Source organism: Paenibacillus sp. FSL H7-0331 (assembly GCF_001956045.1).
The window spans coordinates 20,976-40,218 of record NZ_MRTH01000022.1; the positions used below are offsets into that span (position 1 = coordinate 20,976).

Genomic DNA, 19,243 nt, shown 5'->3' on the forward strand with positions numbered 1-19,243 from the left:
AAATAAGCTTGCCAAGCATGCGTAAGGCGGAATTAAGTGCTGTGTTATCACGATAATTATGTATTAAAATAAACATCATGGTTAATTTTTAGCTATTTTTGTTTAAAGTAAGGAAATCCACATAATGACCCATACTGCCTCTGTTACATTTGTATGTAATATGCAAAGATGAGAACGTATTCATGATATCAGACATTAGCGTATGCTTCCGATGTGGATCAGTCGCTCTCGTGGCAGTCATTTCAAGAAGCATCGCAAATAATCCTTAGGAGGTGAAAAGAATTGAGAAATGCAAGAGGAGGAGTCTTCGATGTTATCAACCTGATCTTTTTAACTTTTGTGGCGTTGATTACCGTGTACCCACTGTGGCATGAGTTGTCCTTGTCTCTAAGTTCTATGGAAGAAGCGATGAGAGGGGGTGCCTTTTTCTGGCCCAGATCCTTTACGCTTGCGGCTTACACAACGGTACTGCAGACGGAGTACATATGGACGGCTTACGGTAACAGCATATTTACGATGACGGTGGGTACGATAGTCGGTGTTCTCTTGACAGCCATGATGTCCTATCCGCTGACAAAAGGAGAAATGCCGGCGCAGAAATGGATCATGATGCTTGTTTTGTTCACGATGTTGTTTAGCGGAGGAATGATTCCCACTTACTTGCTGGTAAAGGAATTAGGCTTGATTAATTCTCTATGGTCGTTGATATGGCCTACAGCAATTTCGGCTTTTAACATCATTATCATTATGAGCTTCTTACGAACGCTCCCATCGGAGCTGGAGGATTCAGCTATGATTGACGGGGCTAATCCGGTACGGATATTTTTTTCTATCGTCATACCGCTTTCCAAGCCGGTTTTGGCGACAGTTGCGCTATGGGAGGCTGTTAACCTGTGGAACAATTATTTACAGGCTTTAATTTATTTGACCGATAAAAGTAAATATACGCTGCCGCTGATGCTGAGGGATGTCATCAACGGTCAAGCAACGGCACGAATGACGGGAGAGTTAACAGGCACATCAGTTGACTCCGTGATCGCGGCAACGATCATCGTAGCGTTAGTCCCCATTTTGTGTATATATCCTTTTCTGCAAAAGTATTTTGTAAAAGGCGCCATGCTGGGCTCGGTCAAGAGCTGATTAACAACAAAATGTATATGGGGGAATATTCATGAAATACACGTGGAAGAGCTCATTAGCGGTTGTCATTACAGCATCGCTTGCCGCATGCTCGTCGGGGAATAGCACTGAGCAGCCTGCTGTGCAGCCAACCAATACGAAGGACAGCAAGGAAACGGTAACTGCCCCAAAACAAACATATAAAATATTCCGAAACTTCGGATCACCGGAGTATCCTGCAGATGGAGGTCGCGGAAAAAAAGAAGTATTAGCCGCATTAGATAAAGCGGGGTTAAAGAATATTGATTTTAACGTGTCTCTGGCAAGCGGCACCGAGTATTATACCAAATTAAATCTGTTCGCTTCCTCTGGGGAATTGCCGGATTTCTTTAATGTTGACATCCCATCGCTAACCCGATTTGCCGATGAAGGATTGATCATGCCACTAGATGATTTGATCAAGAACTCACCTAACATGTCGAAGCTGATCAAGAAGTCCGATCTGGAGGCTCTTACATACAAGGGCAAGGTGTATGGACTGCCGGTTGGATACCGTCCAGAAGCTTTCAACGGTCCGGATGTTAGCGGTTTTACGGTGCGTCAGGATTGGCTGGATCAGTTCGGGCTCAAGCAGCCGAAAACGTTGGATGATTTTTATAAGGTTATGCAAGCGTTTACCAATAATGATCCGGATAAGAACGGTAAAAAAGACACTTACGGACTGAGCGCAGCCAAGCCAGGAAATCCTCAACTGACCCCCTTTGCAGCTATCTTTGGGGCATATGGCATTAATCCGTCTTTCTGGCATGAAAGGGACGGCAAGTTAATACAGGGGATGGTACTGCCGGAAACAAAAGAGGTGTTAACCCTATTGCAGAAGTGGTTCAAAGAAGGACTGATCGACCCTGAATTCGTCATCATGGAACAGAAGCAGCTGGACGAGAAGGTCATTGGATCGAAAGTAGGTATTTTCGAAGGCAGTGCCTTTAATGTTGATCCCAAGCAACCGATCAATCTGGCGTTGAAGAAAGCGATTCCGAATGGTAATCTGCAAATCCTGATGCCTCCGTCTGGGCCTGGGGGCAAGCTGGGGTGGCCGGAAAACGCACCCGCCTACAATGATATTAGGGCTATCTCTGCAAAAACCAAAAATCCCGAGCAATTGATGAAATTAATTGATTGGTCCGCTTCCGAGGAAGGCTTTCCACTTGTGACTTATGGTGTGAACAATGAGCATTACACGTATGACAAAGCCAAAAATCGTATCGATATGAAGGTTCCGTCCTATTCGGAGCTTTATGCCCAAGGCTTTTCCAATCCTATCCGCTTTATACAGGTAGTCGACCGCCGATGGATGACTGAAGAGGCAACATCCGCGATGGAAGTCACTAACAAATACACGGTGAAAAACCAATTTTGGAAAACGACCCAAGCTATGCTGGACTACCCGGATTTGCCTAAGCTGTGGTCGGAATATTATTCCAAAATTGTTACAGGGACATGGTCGGTAGACAAGTGGGATGAGTTTGTGACCAAATACTACAGCCAAGGCGGCAAAGCTATCGAACAGCAGGTCAACGAGGAATGGAAGAAAAAGAAGTAAATCACTCACTCTATAGAACTCCATTGCTCATGAAGAAGGATATTTCTCCAACGGTGGAGAACATAAAGAATTTAAAACGCTTTCATGTTCTTGTAACCGGTTTGTATGGGGAGTGGATGTTGATGGATTCAAAGAAACGTGTAACCTACTTTGGAAAGATTTTTTTATCGTATTCGGTGATGATCCTCCTTTCGGTCACTTTTATCAGTATTTTTTACTATCTGCATCTGGCTAATCAGAAGCAGGAGGAATATGCGAAAAATGCCAAGACCGATTTGGATTTCATGTATACCCAAACCCGGATGGTTGTAGACAATATTGATCGATTGGCGATGCAGCTGGCCTTGATTCCCGATCTGAATGCCAAGCTTGTAAATCCGTTCGGTTCGGATATGTATGAGTTTAGTTTGCTGAAGGAAAATCTGCGAAACCAGATTTCAACAAACCCGCTTTTTTATTCAATTTATTTGTATTTTAAATTAAACGATAAGGTGCTGACGACAAACGAGGGTTTTTATAGTATATCTGATTTTTATGACAGGCAATGGCTGGAAGGCATGAAGAAACAGGGTTCCGAGCCAAACGACTATGAAATCAGACGCATCCAGCGCAGCATGGACCCTGAGGTTGAGGTCATCAGCTTCAGTCGTCCGCTGCCGATTACGAGTAAAGAGGCACTTGGCAATTTAATTATTAACGTCAAGAAAGATGTGTTTTTTGATACGCTGCTTCATTTGACAAACTCGACCTTAAACGATGTTTATATTATTAACGGGGCAACCGGAAGTATGGTGTATGGCAGTAGCAAGGAAATGAACGAATTGTTTAAGGATAGACGTTTTGACGGTTCTTCCGGTTCTGAGCTGATCACAAGCGGAACTGCCAAATATGTAACAAGCTATGAAAAATCACGGTTTAACTCATGGATTTTCGTGAAGGCGGTCCCCTATGAGACCTACCAAGAGGAAATGGGAGCCGTAAAACAGACCATTATCCAGACAGCAGCAATTGTCATGCTCTTCGGATTGGCGCTCTCTTATTTGATTGCCTTGAATATGTATCGTCCGTGGAAAAAAATGATTCGGGAACATGAAGAAATCAAACGCACTATGGAGCAAAATAAACCGATTATTCGAACCCGACTCATTTATGACATTCTCAATAACCATATTATGGATTTTAAGCCAATGCCTTCAGCGCTGCAGCAAAGTAATGTTCACTTCCCACATGAATATTTTGCTGTTCTGCTGGCGGTTCCAAACTTTAAAAATGATGAAGACATCCCGGACAGCAGCTTGAGATTGCTTGCGTTCAGTACCATTGAAACTGCACTGTTGAAAAAGCTGCCAATAGCAGGCACACTGCTGGATCATGGTCAATTCGGTTTTATTCTTAATCTGGAGCAGGAGGAGATGGGGGAATCGACCCAAGCACTTCTTACCCAGTATCTGCACGAAACGAATGAAATGCTGCAGCTCCAATGTCAGGTATCACTTCAATTTGCTATTGGCCGAAGTTATGAATCGTTGAACAGCGTCTATCAGTCGTATGCCGAGGCCAAACGTGTCTTGAACTGTAAAGCCTTGTTTAATAAATCGGATGTTACGTTTATGCAGGAAATGGAAAGCGATAACCGGTTTGAATATCCCCTTGCGGTTCAGAAAGAGCTTGTGCACTACATTATGGCGACGAATGAGGAGAAAGCGGATGGCTGCATCTCCGAGTTTTTCGAGAATTATGTTTACAGCGGCAGATACCCCCGGGAACGATTGCTCGAAATGATTCTGATGCTGATCAGCAATGTCATGAATGAGCTTTATCAGGAAGGCTACGATACCGCTATTTCGATGAATCTTTTGGATTTGGACGGTTGTCCGAACAACGTCGAGTTGGAGCAATTCATTACTCGTTATATTCATGAGTTGATCAAGCGCTTGCAGCAACAGCAGCAGGAAGGAATAAGCTACAGTCTTTATATTGCTAAAGCGATTAACTTTATCGAGACGAACTATGCAGGCAACATCTCGATCGGGGACATTGCGGAATATGTTGGATTAAGCGTCAACTATTTAAGCAGGGTATTCAAAGCCGAGACAGGTAAACCACCGCTCGAATATTTAAGCCGGTATCGCATTTCACGCAGTATTGAACTGTTGAAGGGAGAATCGCGCTGCTCGCTGCAGGAAGTAAGCCAACTGGTAGGCTATCAGGATGCCCACAGTTTTATTCGCTTCTTTAAAAAGTACGAGGGCATCACTCCGGGGGATTACCGGAAAAAGCTGCTGGAAAAGAAACCATCACATGGGAAAAACCATCAAATGTCTGAGGAATGATTACATCCGGGAGGTTACTGGAATGAAGAGCCACAAGGCTTATACGCTTGCAGGTGGTGTGGCTTCACCATGCCAATCCATGCTGTGGAAGCTGATGATTAAATACAAATATTACTATTTGCTGCTGCTTCCGGGATTGATTTACTTTCTAGTCTTCAAATATATTCCTATGCTCGGCATTCTAATTGCGTTTAAGGATTATAAAATATCGCTCGGTGTGTGGGATAGCACTTGGTCCGGTGTGAAATGGTTTCGGATCTTGTTTGAGACGGAGGATTTCTGGATTGCGTTCCGTAATACGATTATGATCAGCTTTTACAAACTGATCTTTGGATTCCCTGCGCCTATTATACTGGCACTTTTGCTCAACGAGGTGTTCAGTAATGGTATCAAACGGCTCATTCAGACTATTGTATACTTTCCGCATTTTCTTTCCTGGGTTGTGTTGGGCGGAATGATGTTTACTCTGCTATCCCCAAGTACAGGTATATTAGCGTTATTTGATGTTCAATCATCACCTGTGATGCAGCCGGAGCAATTTCGTTCGATGCTGGTCTGGTCTGGTATATGGAAAGAGGCTGGATGGGGAACGATTATTTATTTGGCAGCCATGGCTGGAATTAACCCGGAGCTATACGAAGCCGGAAGAATCGATGGAGCAAACCGCTTCCAATTGGTAAGATACGTCACCATCCCCTCAATCGCCAATACGATTGTTATATTATTGATTCTGCGAACAGGCCACATCTTATCAGCCGGATTTGATCAAGTTTTTATTCTGTATAATCCGTTGGTTTATAGTGTGGCGGATATATTAGATACTTATGTTTATCGTGTCGGTCTGACGATGGGAAGGTACTCGTTGGCCTCTGCCGCAGGATTGTTCCAATCTGTCGTAGGTCTGCTGCTGCTGCTGTTCTCCAACTGGCTTGCCCGGAGAATGGGAGGCAGTGGTTTATGGTAAGGATTGCGATACAGAAAAGGAGTGTGCTGTTAGATGGGAAATTCACGAAGTTCAAAGGATGCAGGTATGAACAGAACTCAACCGAATGTGATTGTCTTTTTTACGGATCAGCAGCGTTGGGATACGACTGGGGTACATGGCAACCCGCTTAACTTGACGCCTAACTTTGACCGGATGGCACTTGCGGGGACACATATAGCCCATTCATTTACATGCCAACCCGTCTGCGGTCCCGCTCGTTCCTGCCTGCAAACAGGTTTGTATGCCACAACATCCGGCTGTTATCGTAATGGTATTCCGCTCCCTGAGGGGACACCAACGTTGGCGCATCATTTTGCTGAGGCTGGTTATCAAACAGCCTATTTTGGGAAGTGGCATCTGGCTGGAGAGGAGCCTGTGCCCGAAGCGCAAAGGGGCGGATATCAACATTGGCTCGCTTCGAATGTCCTCGAGTTTTCATCGGATGCTTATGATACGGTTGTGTACAATAATGATAATGAGGCGGTTAAGCTTCCAGGGTATCGGGTTGACGCGTTGACCGATGCAGCTATCCGTTATATCGATCAGCATCAGACTGATCCATTCTTTATGTTTATATCTTTTTTGGAGCCCCATCATCAGAATCACAGGGACGATTACCCCGCGCCGGATGTTTATCAAGGAAAGTATGCCAGTCAGTGGATGCCTGCAGATTTGGCATCGCTTGGAGGGACCGCCCATCAGCACCTTGACGGTTACTACGGTATGGTCAGACGGCTGGATGATGCACTCGGTCGGTTAATGGATGCCTTGAAGAGCTTAAATATGGCGGAGAGTACGATTATTTTATTCACATCCGATCACGGGAGTCATTTTAAAACGAGAAACGGCGAATATAAGCGGTCCTGCCATGAAAGCTCGATCCGGGTCCCAACGGCTATATGCGGTCCTGGCTTCCAAAATGGCGGACGCATTACGGAGCTTGTCAGCCTGATCGATATTCCTCCCACTTTGCTGGATACTGCGGGAATTAAGGTACCTCGGGAGATGCAGGGTAGATCTGTTCTATCCCTGATACAAGGCTCCAAGGCGAAGGCGGATTGGCCAAGAGAAGTGTTTATACAAATCAGTGAGTCGCAGGTAGGGCGGGCCATACGAACTGAACGCTGGAAATACAGTGTGAAGGCGCCGGATAAAAATGGCTGGTTAGATTCTCGTGCTAACGTATATGAGGAAGAGTTTCTATATGATTTACAGGCGGACCCTTACGAACTGACCAATCTGGTAGGTGTTGAGTCATTCAGGCAGGTGGCGGACCGATTGAAGGAGCGGCTCGTGGCACGTATGATAGAGTCTGGAGAAGCTGAATCGCAAATCATTAATGCTCCCCCTGTTGATATGGGGCAGCGCCGGGTGTCCTTACAAGAGTAGGCGGTTACACACAAAACTACTGTATCTGAACGGATACAGTAGTTTTGTGCTTGTCAGAAATAGTTCAACCATACGGAATGAATGCTGGCGTTAAAAACTATTTGGTTGCGAATCGCCGTGCGATCGCCACGCACAGTACGACACCGATATTTACTATAAAGATAGGCCAACCAATTGACTCGTGCAGAACAAGAGCTGAAAGTAGCAGGCCGAAGAAAGGCTGGAGGAGTTGTAACTGCCCGACCGCTGCTATACCTCCCTGAGCAAGACCACGATACCAGAATACAAAGCCGATGAGCATGCTGAACAGGGAGACATAAGCAAGGCTCCAGAGTGCGGAACCACTTATACCTGTCCACGAAACCGGCATGTAACAAAACGAGAGCAGTGACATAACGGGAAGTGACAGAACGAGCGCCCAAGAGATCACCTGCCAACCCCCTAATCTCCGTGAGAGTCGTGCCCCTTCCGCATAACCGTAACCGCACACGATAATAGAAGCCAGCATTAACGCATCACCGACCGGCGACGATGTAGCCCCTTGTGCTAGGGCGAATCCTGCTACAAGGGAGCTGCCTACAGCTGACAAGATCCAAAAGGTTGGTCGCGGGCGTTCACCACCCCGCAGTACGCCGAAGATCGCCGTCGAAAGCGGCAGAAGCCCAATGTAGATAATTGCATGCGCAGATGTGACATACCGAAGCGCCAAGGCTGTCAGAAGTGGGAAACCTACTACCACACAGAGTGCTACTAACAATAGCGGAACGATGTCGCTTCGGACAGGTCGTTGCTCCCGGAATATGAGGAGAAGCCCCCCCGCTAACAGCCCTGCAGTGGCGGCACGGCATACGGTGAGGAATAACGGATCAAAATCCATCACAGCCAACCGCGTTGCGGGCAGCGAGCCGCTGAAGATGAGTACGCCCAGGAAGCCATTAATCCAGCCGCTTGTCGTTTGGTTCATTACAATCACCTCAAAAAAAATTTTAATACAAAAATGCACTCGACGCTTTGAGATATCAAGGTACGAAAATATTTATAAAATACACTTCTGTATGATTATTTGTATTATAGTAGATACAAAATACGATGTATATTAAACATTTATCCATCTGTAAGGGTACAGATAGTAGATCAACCTACTCAAACTGGAGGCATTTTTATGAAAAATAAAAAGGAAACCATTCAGCAAATCATACGTTCGGACATAGTCAATGGTCTCATCAAACCCGGTCAGAAGCTGCCCTCCATCCGTATGCAGAGCCAAAGATTCGGATGCAGTCTCAACACAATTATTGGTGTTTATCAGGAACTTGAAAATCAATATCTCATTTATTCACGTCCGAAGAGTGGTTATTTTGTTGTAGCCAAAGAAGCGCTTCTTCCCTTGCTGCAAACAAAACGAATCGATTTTGCATCAGCGGCTCCCGATCCCGTGTCGATACCACAAATCGACTTTCGTCAATGCTTGAACAAAGCGATGGAATTATTTGAAGCGTCCATATTCACTTATCCCGATCCACAGGGTTTGCTTTCTTTGCGCCAGGAGATCGTAAAGCTTTTTCAACAGCAACAGGTTTTCCCTTCGGCACAGCAAGTTTTTATATTTTCAGGCGCTCAGCAAGCTCTTCATCTTCTAGCCGGGATGCCTTTTCCAAATGGAAAAATCAACATTTTGGTTGAGCAACCAACCTACTGGGGAATGCTTGCTGCACTTAAAACACAAAGGCAAACCGTAATCGGCATCGAAAGAACTCCTGCCGCAGTACCAGATTCGTTTATTCCTTTACTCCAATGGCATAAACATACGGCGGATCTGAGCACCTCAGTGCTTTCTCAAGGTGTGCTTGAGATTTATATGAAGTCTGGAATGTATGCCCATCATGCAAAGCAAATGAAATCTTTGTACAATCATCGCATTAAACATCTAAGGGAAATTTCACAACGATTATTACCTAAAGAGTGCTTATATACCATTCAATCTTGCGGAGGGCTCTTCGCTTCAATACACCTTCCGGATTCCATTCCTACAGAAGATTTGGTCAAGCGGTTGGAGAATCGTGGCGTTGATGTACTGGCAACCGATAAGCAGTTCCTTTCATCTTTCCCCAAGCTTAACTTGCTGCGCCTTAGCATCATTCGGACCGATGAGCAAGATATTGAAGAAGGCATTCGCATCATTGCCGAAGAACTGGAGCGTGCCCAGTATACAAGCAGATCTCCTAAGCCATTCTATCGGTTATGAAGGTATTTAAATAACTGTCCCATAAGAACCAATCGTAACCAAAATAATGAATATGTAAGCAGCTAAAGGAGGATCTTATGTATGAATTCTCATACCTCTGACCGTATTAAAATCCCGGCAGGATTTTGGGCAGGATTAAGTCAGTTAGGGATTGCAGCCCACGACGTAGCTCGCAAAGCACGACTGCCGCTCACCATTATTACTGAACAAGTAGTCACCACCGCGCAATATTTTGCGATCTGGCAAGCTTATTCCGATCTCATTGGTGACACTGCCCAAGGAATTATCCAGCTTGCGACTGTCTTTGAAACAGCGAAGTACCCACCGACCGTCTTGGCGACTTACCACGCTCGTGACTACCGCGATGCTCTAAACCGAATGGCTCGGTACAAACAACTGTGTCCCCCAGAAGGCTTACGTATTACCGAGGAGGGCGAGCACTGTACAATCGAACTGGAATGGCTGCATACGGAGCAACCGGGTCCGCCGATGCTGGTTGGTATTACGCTGGCATGTCTTCTGGAGCTTGGGCGCCGGGGCACAGGTCAACCTTTGACGGCACGGTTTGTCGAATTTTCGCAATCAATGGGCGATGTACAAGTCCTTGAAGCTTACTTCGGCTGCCCTATCCGGATCGGTGCAACATGTAACCGATTGACGCTACATCGAAGTGATCTGGACCGCCCGTTTGTCTCCTACAACGAAGAGTTGCTGGAGATACTGACTCCCGTTCTGGACCGATCGCTCAATGAACAGCAGCGCAGCCGATCAATTACCGAGACGGTCAAATGGATCATGAAACGCAGCCTCACAGGAGGGCGCCCCGACATTCAGGGTGTCGCGAAGGAGTTGGGTATGAGCGATCGTACCTTGCAGCGCCGGCTAACTGATGAAAACACGAGCTTCAAGCAGCTGTTGGCACAAGCTAGACATGAGCAAGCACGAGAGTATTTAGCTGACCCCTTACTCGATATTAAAGAAGTGGCTTTCTTGATTGGATATGAAGACCAGAACTCGTTCTACCGCGCCTTCCGCCTTTGGGAAGGTGATACGCCTTCAAATTGGCGTACTGAACATTTAGGTGCAAACTCGATATCAGAAAATGGCTAGGAATGCCGACTATTTACTGAGTTTTATTATTTGGCGTGTTCAACAAGAACTTTGGCGTAATATGCTAGTTACGGATCCATCCAGACAAGGTAATATAATCACTACCCGGAGCACAAGATAATAGAATAGGAACGTTTTTTATATTAACTATTTATAGCCATTATAAGTAAATGATAAGGAGAACTGTAGGATGGATATGGGATTAAACAATAAAACAGCTTTAGTTACAGGATCAACGAAAGGTATAGGTAAAGCAATTGCCATTGAACTTGCCAAAGAAGGTGTTAATGTACTCATTAATGGACGAAATAATGAAGAGGTAGAACGAACTGTAAATGAAATTAAGTCAGAGTTCCCGGCTACGTCACCTCAAAATGCTACAGCAGATATTGTGGATATTGGGCAAAGAGAAGCTTTATTAGAAAAATACCCCAATATTGATATTTTAGTAAACAACATGGGTATTTATGAAATTATGCAATATGAGGACGTTGATGATGAAGTATGGATCAAATACTTCCGTACTAATGTTCTTGCTGCAAATGGATTATCTAAATTTTATTTACCTAAAATGTTGAAAAATGATTATGGCCGCATTATTTTTATTGCGAGTGAAGAAGCAATTATGCCTTCAGGACTGATGCCTCAGTATTGTATGACAAAATCTATGCTATTATCATTGTCAAAAAGCTTATCTAAATTAACAATAGGAACAGAAGTTACAATCAATACGATCATGCCAGGACCAACTCTCTCTGAAAATGTGCATCAAATAATAGAGAGTATGTACCCTAATGAAGAGATGACTTTTTCAGAAAAAGAGAAAAAATTTATGACTACAAACCTACCTCAATCTGAAATACAGCGATTTATCAAGCCTATTGAAATAGGTAGACTAACTACATTTGTATGCAGTCCTTATGCATCCGCATTTAAAGGTTCTCCAATCCGTATGGATGGGGGAATGGTACCGACTATTTATTAAAAGCATATCACCTTCTCAAAGAACCTTGAATTTAAACTCAAGGTTCTTATATTTGTATCCGTACTAAGGTATTGAGAGGATTAGGCAATCAATTAAGACAAATGAGATAACGGTCGTTTATTCATTTATTGCATAATAAGGTTACACCCTTTAACACTAACATGAGTTAGGGAAAGGCTATTAAACAATGCTTGAGAGAGGGAAGTTGTGATGAAAATTCATCCGCTTGGAAGAACGGGTTTACAAGTGACAAATCTTTGTTTGGGAACGATGACGTTTGGCAATCAGGCGGACAAAAAGACCTGTTTCGAAATTCTCGATAAAACCTTTGCTCATGGAGTGAATTTTATCGACACAGCCGATGTGTATCCAATTGGGCGGGCATCGTATGCAATCGCGGGTGCAACGGAGTCGATTATCGGAGAATGGCTGCAGGGCAAACGAGATAGAGTTGTTCTCGCAACAAAATGTTTTGGCGCGATGGGACCTGAGGCAAATGATAAGGGGTTGAGTCGGAAACATATCATGACCGCTGTAGAGGATAGTCTTCGCCGCCTAAAAACGGACTATCTTGACCTCTATCAAACGCACCAATTTGACCCAATCACACCCATGGATGAAACTTTGCGCGCGTTTGATGATCTCGTTGGTCAAGGCAAAGTTCGTTACATTGGTGTATCGAATTGGCGTGCTTGGCAAGTGGCGAGGGCAAATGGAATTGCGGAGAGAAAAAATTACACTCGTATTGTGAGTGTTCAGCCGCGCTATAATCTTTTGTTTCGGATGATTGAGGATGATTTGGTTCCGATGGCACTTGACGAGGGTGTTGGAATTATCAGTTACAACCCTCTCGCGGGTGGCATGTTAACTGGCCGCTATGGGAAAAACGAGAGTATCCAAGAGGGGACTCGTTTTGGGCTCGGGAACAATGCAGGTTTATTGTATCGGGAGCGTTATTGGCAAGAGGCGTCATTTGACGCTGTTGAACGCTACCAATCCTGGTGCCGAGAGCACAATCATGATCCGGTCACGACGGCCATCCGTTGGGTCACACAACAACCAGGAATCACCTCCGCGATCATTGGTGCAAGTCGCCCAGAGCAATTGGACGCGAGCTTGCGCGCTGTCGACATGAATGAGTTAACGGAACAAGAACTGGCATGGCTTGATGGGCTATGGTTCTCATTGCCTCGTCGTCAAGAGTTTAGTTAATAACAGTGACATGCATGTAATGTTCTTATTTGAATGAAACTAAATCTATGGAAAAGTGAGGAGCAATCAAATGCAATATGTAAAACTTGGAAATACCGGCTTGGATGTATCCAGGCTTTGTCTTGGCTGTATGAGCTTTGGTGTAGCAGAGCGGTGGCATCATCCTTGGGTACTTGATGAAGAGCACAGTCGCCCGATTATTAAAAAAGCCCTAGAGCTTGGTATCAATTTTTTTGATACGGCAAATGTGTATGCTGACGGAACAAGTGAGGAGATTACTGGACGGGTTTTAAAAGATTATGCTAATCGTGATGAAATTGTTATCGCAACAAAAGTTCATGGCCGCATGCATGAAGGTCCAAACGGTGCCGGACTTTCCCGAAAGGCAATCATGAGTGAAATTGATAAAAGTCTGAAGCGACTGGGAACAGATTATGTGGATCTGTACCAAATTCACCGTTGGGATTACAATACTCCTATTGAAGAAACGATGGAAGCCTTGCATGATGTTGTGAAGGCTGGTAAGGCAAGATACATTGGTGCTTCTGCCATGTATGCATGGCAGTTTCTGAAGGCGTTACATGTAGCTGAGAAACATGGATGGACCCGGTTTGTATCTATGCAGAATCATTTGAACCTCATATATCGTGAAGAGGAGAGGGAGATGCTGCCGCTTTGCAAGGTAGAAAAAATCGGTGTGATTCCGTATAGCCCGCTTGCAAAAGGAAGATTGACGCGTGATTGGGAGGAAACGACCCATCGCTCCGAAACCGATCAAATTCAGAAATCCCAATACGATGCGACTGCAAATACCGATCGACTGGTCGTAGAACGGGTTGCGGCAATTGCAGAAAAGCGCGGCGTTCCCCGCGCGCAAATTGCGCTTGCCTGGTTGCTGCAGAAAGAACCGGTAACAGCTCCTATCATCGGCGCTACGAAAATGTCTCATCTCGAAGATGGGGTAGCTGCTCTTTCGATTACGTTAACATCCGATGAAATTGCGTCGTTAGAGGAGCCGTATGTGCCTCATCTGATAATTGGCTTTCAGTAATTGTGATGATGCGATGCAACGGACCGTGTAGCAATAAGAAGATGCTTGCACAATAAGCAGGATAGCTTAATAAATTGATGGTGATCTATGTGAAACAAGGAGCAGTATGCCCGTGGCAACTGCTCCTTGTTTCGCTTTTTTATTAAAACTCTTCGATTAGTAAAATGTTCCCTTTGCAGATCATTCTTCGTGATATATTGAGAGATTCTGAGTGATCTGAATTCAGATCTTAACGGAATCGTGATCCATTGTTATAATAATCTTTGGGCAATAATAGATGGGATTCTTTTTAAGTCCTGATACTAGCGAGGTGGCCATGTTGACAAAAAATAAATTTCAGTTGAAAAGAGAAGCTACCTATCAGTTGCTCCTCGAAGCAGGTATGAAGTGTTTTTCGGAAAAAGGATATGCGGCTACAACGCTCGGAGATATCGTCGCGCGAACGGGGCATACGAAGGGTGCGTTTTACGGTCATTTCACAAGCAAAGAACAGTTATTCATGCATGTGCTTGATTATCAACTTCAATTAACGAACGGATGGACCGATATTCCCAAACAATTTAATCCTGCGGATACAACACTCGAGGAAATGATTTCAATTACGCTTACACGCCTTGAGCAAATGTTAAAGGGTGGCGATAAGTGGATCGTGGTGCTGATCGATTTCTACCAGCAAACCAAACACGATCCCGAGGTCCACGGCATGCTTAAGGAGAAGTATCGTAAGTGGATTGCAGGAATAGAGGCTTTAGTGATCACCTTGCAAGAGCAAGGATGGATCCCGCCGGATAAGGATGCCCGTCTGATAGCCATGCAAGTGATTGCATTTAACGAAGGGTATGCCGTCTTTTCGCTTCTATTTGGAGGTACCGACCCGCAAGCACATATCAAAGGCTTGGTCAAGCTGATGTCTTGAAGCGACGCCGTCGTAAGCACATCCGTATACCCGGGTTACAACTATTTCCTTGACGGATTGTCCACACGACACATAATATATACTACATGGAATGTATTTAAATAGAATTCAACAAATGTTTTTCGGGAGTCAGTCCTGCAATCTCCGCATCGTCCGAGCTTTTACGAACGAAATTCCAAATGAACATTATTAGAGGAGAGATATTCATGGACATCATTCGGAGTTCGCCTGGCATGCGGCAAACTGTACGGGCTTTTCTTGCAGTCGTGTTATTTACAGCAGTGATATTAACGGCATTGTCCATATACAGTCCAACTGTATTGGCCGCGTCCAGCTGGAGGATGGGCGCTGGCGGGGTCGACGATCCGGCGGCTCTCGGCTTTGAACCGTTCGGGATGGACGTCGATCCCGTAAACGGCTACTTGTTCGTAACGGATGCAGTCAATAACGCTGTAAAAATATTTGACTTGGATGGGAACGCTACAGGGATGACGTTAACTGCCTCAGGTGGTTTCACGAGTCTCCTAACCGTTAAATTCGACGGCGCAGGGCATATCTATGTAACGGATAAGTGGTACTTTTACCGATTTGACGTCACCTTCTTGAGCGGTGCCTACACGTTTAGCAATATGATCAAATGGGACGGCAATAGCGCCTCCCCTTCGGTAGGCAGACTTAGTTTCCCTCAGGGAATTGCCGTGTACGGCAACGATCTGTACATCGCGGATACGAATGCCAACCGCGTACTCAAATTCGATGCGTCCACCTTCAGTGCAATGAGCAATCCGGTGGTATGGTCGGGCGATCTGGACCCGGATACGGCCGTAGACGCGACAATCAATCGCCCTTTTGGTATAGCCGCGGACAGCTCCGGCGTCTACATCGGTAATAATGCGAACTCAAGCACATACGGAAAAATTATCAAATTGAAGAGGGACGGGAACGCGTTGATCAAAACGATCACTTCTCCTAGAGGGTTCGGTCTGCACTCCGCCTAAATGAAAATCAGAAAGAAGAGAAGAACATTAAGGAGAAAATAAGCGCAGATAAAAATGCTCTGCTAGGAGTAACTACTGACATACACGACGACATCGATGTCATCGATTTTATCCATCAAAATGCTCAAACCGCTGTTGAAGCATTGGAGATGATATCTTTTTACGAAAACGAACAACCGTGGTATATTTGGCCATTCTTTAGCAACTTAAACAGATTGTCACTCTTGGTTGTTTTTTTTCACGAACAGAAAAAGCTGCCACAGCAAAGTGCTTCCTTTTATGAAAAGTTTGCTTCCTCAATATCGTAAATCGACTACTTCTATCGTTTTTGATATTGATCACATAGTAGACATGTTTTCCGAATTTGCAAATGACATGATGGCCAATGGGCAGGTTATTTTTTCAGAGCATACGATCAAAAATCACTCTGTATTTAAACATAAATGGAATGAGGAAGAAATTGATTGGTCCGAAATGTTGTCTTTTCCTTTCATTGTTCAAAGAGGGAAATGGTATGAGTTTCAAACTCTGGCCTTTCAAGCGTATTTGTCGTTGAAACACTTTCTTAAGCAAAAGGAGGAGGGAAATACCGTTTTCTATACCGACTTCCTAAAGTTACGCGGTGCATTTTTAAATATCGAGCATGACATTTGGTTATTATGTTCTGAGTTGGATCTTCAACATTTTAATCAAAGTTACCTTATCCCCATTTTGAAGAAATACGTCAATGCAGTCGATGCAACCAACCCGAGAACCTTATGCGCTTCAACATTAAGGGTTCTTGAACTAACTTTGAATTTTAGAATATCTGAGGACACGTATTTTCCAGATGCTTCAGGATCGTGTTGCGATGGATTGGTCAGCACTGCGCTAGAGTTTATAGGTCATGACTTGTTGGACATTGAACTTCATATGAATTGTTCTGAAGTAGGAGATGAGAGCAAGCGCTCGAAATTGTTGTGTTTAGGCCAGTTGATTATCCAAGCAGACTCACTGGGTTACAATAAGGATGAATATGTACTGGACCTAGTAGAACACGGCTCAAATCCGGAACTGTTGGAAATACTTGAAGCTCTAGGCGTATGTGAGTTTCTGTGGCGTTCATATTATCAAGTGTTGAGATTAGTAGAAAAGGCTGTTTCAAATAATTATACATCTCGTCTTGATTCTTATAGCGAAGATCCAAAGGTCCGTAGATTTGTCACGACAGATTGAAATGGGGTGAGGAAAGATATGAGATTTCCGGACAGCTCAGGTTTACTACTTTCCATTGTCGATAGTTATATTAGGGACGAAGAAATGATGGTGCAATGCACTGATAGCTATAGTTACCCTTTTAACAATTTTGTACAGAATGCCCAAAAAAGGAATCTGAATTCTCTAGATATTGAGGATTGTCTGCAAGTTCCCAGACTGTATATTATCGCCGGTCATAAAAACAAAGTTAATCAAGTAGAGCAAGTCTGGAGATCCAGGGTAAAGCAAGCATTTGACCAGCTTTTAAAAAGCGAACGGATCCTGAAAAAAATACAGGATAAGGTTAACGCAACAACAAATCATTATTGTCTGGAGTCAATGCACTGGTTGTACCTATCAGAATTAATGACCGCTGATCATGCATACTATCCAAGAGAGATAAAATATACAATCGAGGACGGGAATCTAGTTATTTTGATTTTTTATTGGACAGCTGATCCAAACGAGAATCCGTTAGATGAAGTTGAGCAGACTATCAATTTTTGGATGGATCGAGAACAGCCAAACTTAAAGGGAAATCAGTGCCTTATACGCTCTTTTATTTTACGAAACATGATCGGTCGTAGGGTTTTGGCTGCATTCTCAGATAGGCAAGGAAACTGGGGGACGTTATTGGAAGGGGGGATTTTTTTACCGCTAGCAGATGATTTTGAATACGGATTATCTAAATTGAGCCGTATGCATATTGGTCAATGGACTATAGGAGAAGTTGAGGAAATATTGTTAAATCCTATTTATGCTTTTGGATATTATTATGAACACATTGATTTAATAAGCGAATGGTTCTATGTGCTTCTTTATGAGTTGGCTACAACTGATGAGAACAAATTGGAAGGCGTTAACCTGGAACATGTGTATCGACGTTTTTGTGAATATTTAGGAAAACATATTTGTCCATATACTTTAATTGAACAAAAAATAATAGAGATTAATCAATTTATACAAGTGCTTGAAAAAAAATTAGATGCAATAAGAAGTTACTTAAAAGGTGAAGAGGAAACAGGGGTTTCTAAAAATATACTGTTTATGATGAGGAATCGACACGCCTACCTCCCGGTGGTTCATCGTTTTATTCGCAATAATACTGGCTTGGATATAAATTATACGTCTAATTCTATCACCTTTGATTACAATGTATGGAAATTTGCTCTTGAACACTTGGAATATGCGACTGATTCTTATGAGAAAGGAAAGAAATTCGAAGAATTGGCACAGTATTTTCTACAAACCATTCCCGGCGTAAAAATCACTGGTGTCAGAGAAAAAAAAGGCGGACGGGCTGAAGTCGATATATATTGTTGTAATGTTTCGTACGACCACTTACTTTGGAAGCTTGGCGCGTTGATCTTGATTGAATGTAAGAATCAAAAGAAAAAAGTAAAGGTTTCGGATATTCGAAACTTGGTATCAACAATGGAAACCAAAGGAATCAGTGGGGCAGTAATTTTTAGTAGAGCAGGTTTTTCATCGGTTGCTATAGAAGAAATTAAATATCAATTTTCAGGCGGTAAGATAATCATACCTATTTCTCTTGAAGAATTAGCAAAAGTGAATGGGGAAAAAGAGATTTATGTGTATTTTCGAAAGAAGATAGAGGATCTCGAACAGGTCATGGAAGATGATATTGGACAATTATATTTATAGATATGTGAATCTATATTTTGATCCAGAATCATCTGATTTCCGCAAGAGATTCGCAAGCCCACATAACGTCGTTTCTTATCCGACTAGCTCCCGCAATAAGTTTTCATTAGTCTGTTCGGACGTTTCGCGAGTTAGGGAGACGGTTACGTAATTATCGCGACGTGATCGGAAGGTAAGGGGCGTCAACGGCTAAGATTGCTTACAACCCTTCTAAAAACCGAATGTTGAAAACGAAGTTTCGAAATTTGCAGTCTTGAAGATCCAGCCGGACGATATCGTTCAATTGGTATTCGTTACGGAGTGGGTTTGGTTTTGCACTTCGCATTTCCTCATGGACAAGTTATGCGAACCAAAAGAGATATGCGAAGTAGAGGGGAGAGATTCGTATAACAATTG

15 protein-coding genes are annotated in these 19,243 nt (G+C 43.8%); 14 read left to right on the plus strand and 1 reads right to left on the minus strand.

From position 1 onward, the window contains the following. Positions 1-282: 282 nt before the first annotated feature. The 5 genes from BK127_RS26740 to BK127_RS26760 all read left to right on the plus strand — a co-directional run bounded on the left by BK127_RS26740 (position 283) and on the right by BK127_RS26760 (position 7,429). The gene (locus BK127_RS26740) at positions 283-1,140 is read left to right on the plus strand and encodes a carbohydrate ABC transporter permease (RefSeq protein ID WP_076234736.1); all 858 of its coding nucleotides are present in this window, start codon (positions 283-285) and stop codon (positions 1,138-1,140) included. 31 nt (positions 1,141-1,171) lie between these two features. Then, positions 1,172-2,722 carry an extracellular solute-binding protein gene (locus BK127_RS26745; RefSeq protein WP_076234738.1) on the plus strand — a complete coding sequence of 517 codons (1,551 nt, stop codon included), beginning with the start codon at positions 1,172-1,174 and terminating at the stop codon, positions 2,720-2,722. Between the two features lie 122 nt (positions 2,723-2,844). Further along, complete coding sequence (locus tag BK127_RS26750; RefSeq protein ID WP_179097611.1) at positions 2,845-5,055, plus strand: helix-turn-helix domain-containing protein; 2,211 nt, start codon at positions 2,845-2,847, stop codon at positions 5,053-5,055. 22 nt (positions 5,056-5,077) lie between these two features. Continuing rightward, positions 5,078-6,019, plus strand: a complete 942-nt coding sequence (locus tag BK127_RS26755) for an ABC transporter permease (protein WP_256711464.1) — start codon at positions 5,078-5,080, stop codon at positions 6,017-6,019. A gap of 66 nt (positions 6,020-6,085) precedes the next feature. After that, positions 6,086-7,429, plus strand: a complete 1,344-nt coding sequence (locus BK127_RS26760) for a sulfatase family protein (RefSeq protein WP_076234950.1) — start codon at positions 6,086-6,088, stop codon at positions 7,427-7,429. 97 nt (positions 7,430-7,526) lie between these two features. Here BK127_RS26760 and BK127_RS26765 read toward each other — a convergent pair whose 3' ends face one another. Beyond that, positions 7,527-8,393, minus strand: a complete 867-nt coding sequence (locus tag BK127_RS26765) for a DMT family transporter (protein ID WP_076234742.1) — start codon at positions 8,391-8,393, stop codon at positions 7,527-7,529. Positions 8,394-8,591: 198 nt separating this feature from the next. Here BK127_RS26765 and BK127_RS26770 point away from each other — a divergent pair, with 198 nt between their 5' ends. The 9 genes from BK127_RS26770 (at position 8,592) to BK127_RS26810 (ending at position 18,847) form a co-directional block, all read left to right on the plus strand. Beyond that, positions 8,592-9,674 carry an aminotransferase-like domain-containing protein gene (locus BK127_RS26770; protein ID WP_076234744.1) on the plus strand — a complete coding sequence of 361 codons (1,083 nt, stop codon included), beginning with the start codon at positions 8,592-8,594 and terminating at the stop codon, positions 9,672-9,674. Between the two features lie 81 nt (positions 9,675-9,755). Beyond that, positions 9,756-10,784 carry a helix-turn-helix transcriptional regulator gene (locus tag BK127_RS26775; protein ID WP_076234747.1) on the plus strand — a complete coding sequence of 343 codons (1,029 nt, stop codon included), beginning with the start codon at positions 9,756-9,758 and terminating at the stop codon, positions 10,782-10,784. A 190-nt stretch (positions 10,785-10,974) separates the two neighbouring features. Next, positions 10,975-11,769 carry an SDR family NAD(P)-dependent oxidoreductase gene (locus BK127_RS26780; RefSeq protein ID WP_076234750.1) on the plus strand — a complete coding sequence of 265 codons (795 nt, stop codon included), beginning with the start codon at positions 10,975-10,977 and terminating at the stop codon, positions 11,767-11,769. Between the two features lie 210 nt (positions 11,770-11,979). Further along, on the plus strand, positions 11,980-12,981 hold the full coding sequence (locus BK127_RS26785) for an aldo/keto reductase (protein WP_076234753.1): 1,002 nt from the start codon (positions 11,980-11,982) through the stop codon (positions 12,979-12,981). Between the two features lie 70 nt (positions 12,982-13,051). Further along, entirely contained in the window at positions 13,052-14,032 is a 981-nt protein-coding gene (locus tag BK127_RS26790; RefSeq protein WP_076234755.1) for an aldo/keto reductase, read from the plus strand. A 319-nt stretch (positions 14,033-14,351) separates the two neighbouring features. Then, positions 14,352-14,948: a TetR/AcrR family transcriptional regulator gene (locus BK127_RS26795; RefSeq protein WP_076234758.1), complete on the plus strand. Its 597-nt coding sequence runs from the start codon at positions 14,352-14,354 to the stop codon at positions 14,946-14,948. A 206-nt stretch (positions 14,949-15,154) separates the two neighbouring features. Beyond that, entirely contained in the window at positions 15,155-15,946 is a 792-nt protein-coding gene (locus BK127_RS26800) for an NHL repeat-containing protein (protein ID WP_076234761.1), read from the plus strand. A gap of 279 nt (positions 15,947-16,225) precedes the next feature. After that, a complete protein-coding gene (locus BK127_RS26805) occupies positions 16,226-17,161 on the plus strand; it encodes a hypothetical protein (protein ID WP_076234764.1) in 936 nt (311 codons plus the stop codon). Between the two features lie 18 nt (positions 17,162-17,179). Further along, complete coding sequence (locus BK127_RS26810) at positions 17,180-18,847, plus strand: restriction endonuclease (protein ID WP_076234766.1); 1,668 nt, start codon at positions 17,180-17,182, stop codon at positions 18,845-18,847. The last annotated feature ends 396 nt before the right edge of the window (positions 18,848-19,243 follow it).

Coding starts and splice junctions, on each gene's coding strand:
- BK127_RS26775 (WP_076234747.1), top strand. CDS start 9,756: ATGAATTCTCATACCTCTGACCGTATTAAAATCCCGGCAGGATTTTGG.
- BK127_RS26755 (WP_256711464.1), top strand. CDS start 5,078: ATGAAGAGCCACAAGGCTTATACGCTTGCAGGTGGTGTGGCTTCACCA.
- BK127_RS26810 (WP_076234766.1), top strand. CDS start 17,180: ATGAGATTTCCGGACAGCTCAGGTTTACTACTTTCCATTGTCGATAGT.
- BK127_RS26790 (WP_076234755.1), top strand. CDS start 13,052: ATGCAATATGTAAAACTTGGAAATACCGGCTTGGATGTATCCAGGCTT.
- BK127_RS26750 (WP_179097611.1), top strand. CDS start 2,845: ATGGATTCAAAGAAACGTGTAACCTACTTTGGAAAGATTTTTTTATCG.
- BK127_RS26785 (WP_076234753.1), top strand. CDS start 11,980: ATGAAAATTCATCCGCTTGGAAGAACGGGTTTACAAGTGACAAATCTT.
- BK127_RS26770 (WP_076234744.1), top strand. CDS start 8,592: ATGAAAAATAAAAAGGAAACCATTCAGCAAATCATACGTTCGGACATA.
- BK127_RS26745 (WP_076234738.1), top strand. CDS start 1,172: ATGAAATACACGTGGAAGAGCTCATTAGCGGTTGTCATTACAGCATCG.
- BK127_RS26800 (WP_076234761.1), top strand. CDS start 15,155: ATGGACATCATTCGGAGTTCGCCTGGCATGCGGCAAACTGTACGGGCT.
- BK127_RS26780 (WP_076234750.1), top strand. CDS start 10,975: ATGGATATGGGATTAAACAATAAAACAGCTTTAGTTACAGGATCAACG.
- BK127_RS26765 (WP_076234742.1), bottom strand. CDS start 8,393: ATGAACCAAACGACAAGCGGCTGGATTAATGGCTTCCTGGGCGTACTC.
- BK127_RS26805 (WP_076234764.1), top strand. CDS start 16,226: ATGAAAAGTTTGCTTCCTCAATATCGTAAATCGACTACTTCTATCGTT.
- BK127_RS26760 (WP_076234950.1), top strand. CDS start 6,086: ATGAACAGAACTCAACCGAATGTGATTGTCTTTTTTACGGATCAGCAG.